The 1,090-nt window shown below is 71.5% G+C and carries 2 protein-coding genes and 1 pseudogene; 2 read left to right on the forward strand and 1 reads right to left on the reverse strand.

What is annotated here, in order from left to right; genetic code table 11:
• Positions 1-277: pseudogene (locus K353_RS36430) on the forward strand (hypothetical protein); the annotation flags it as partial.
• A gap of 64 nt (positions 278-341) precedes the next feature.
• On the opposite strand, the gene K353_RS33590 reads toward K353_RS36430, so the two are convergent.
• On the reverse strand, positions 342-866 hold the full coding sequence (locus K353_RS33590) for a hypothetical protein (RefSeq protein WP_199528332.1): 525 nt from the start codon (positions 864-866) through the stop codon (positions 342-344).
• Between K353_RS33590 and K353_RS33595 the strand changes: the two genes are divergently transcribed.
• Complete coding sequence (locus K353_RS33595) at positions 817-999, forward strand: HIT family protein (RefSeq protein WP_233534002.1); 183 nt, start codon at positions 817-819, stop codon at positions 997-999. The genes K353_RS33590 and K353_RS33595 overlap by 50 nt on opposite strands.
• Positions 1,000-1,090: the final 91 nt, after the last annotated feature.

Here is a 1,090-nt window from a genome sequence, read left to right on the forward strand (position 1 = left end):
GGTCCGAGGAAAAAAGCACCCGAAAATCCACCAGAAGCGGTGTAAACGCCCTCTTGAGCGCCAGTTTTCGTTCCGATGTTCCTCGGCCCCCGAGTACGGCGCGGCCACGGCGCTGGCGGCGCTGACCTCCGCCGACCGGCACGTGCCCTACCGGGACCTGCCGCGCCGTCCGGCCGCTCCGTCGCGCAGCTACCGGCCCGGGCCGGGCGAGACGGTGTGCGTGGTGCTGTGCGGCGCGAACACCGACCCGAGCGACCTGGTGTCAGCCGGGTGCTGACCCGGGATGGAGAACGACGTGCGGGGCCCGGCCGGTCGGCCGGGCCCCGCACGTGTTGTGGCGGTCAGTTCTTGCGGATGTTAGGGCGGTGGTAGTTGCCCGGGGTGGTCTCGGTGATCAGACCGGTCTCGGCGAGGCGCTGCAGGAGGATGCTGGCGGCGTCAAGGTCGGTGGTGAGCTTGTAGACGCCGAGCGTTTTGCTGGCGAGTGCCGCGTCCCAGGTGACGTTGCTGTCGGTGATCTCGGTGGAGAGGCGGGTGCGGCGCTCGCTGGGCTGGGAGAGGACTGCCGCGCGGAACAGGGGGAGGAGGTCGGCGTGGACGCGGTAGCCCTGCACCTTGCCGTAGCCGGGGCCGATGCCCTGGACGGGGGACTCGATCCCCTCGGGCAGCCAGCCCTCCTGGAGGGCGCGGGTGAGGGTGCGGGTGAGGCCCGCCGCGTGGCCCTTGAGGCTGGTGGTGGGGTCCTCGCCGCGCAGATCGTCGGCGGAGACGGTGCCGCCGCGAGCGACGGCCTCCTCAAGGATGCGCGCCGCCGTGATGCGGCGGGCGGCCGAGCTGGCCTCCCGCCCGTGCAACCTGATCGCCAACGCCGGTCCGGAGGCCGGAGCGACGATCGGCCACCTTCACCTGCACGTGGTCCCGCGCCGGGCCGGCGACGGACTGGTGATGCCGTGGGACCGACCGCCGCCCGACCGTGGTTCACGTCCAGGCGACCACTAGGGCCCGTCTTCAAAGTTGATCAGGGGGTGGGATCATGGCGGCGTGATACGTCGTCATGAGTTGTCGGATGCCGAGTGGGCCGCGCTCTCGC

The organism is Kitasatospora sp. SolWspMP-SS2h, assembly GCF_003259315.1.
In the GTDB taxonomy this organism is placed as follows: Bacteria; Actinomycetota; Actinomycetes; order Streptomycetales; family Streptomycetaceae; genus Kitasatospora; species Kitasatospora fiedleri.

Coding starts and splice junctions, on each gene's coding strand:
- K353_RS33595 (WP_233534002.1), top strand. CDS start 817: ATGCGGCGGGCGGCCGAGCTGGCCTCCCGCCCGTGCAACCTGATCGCC.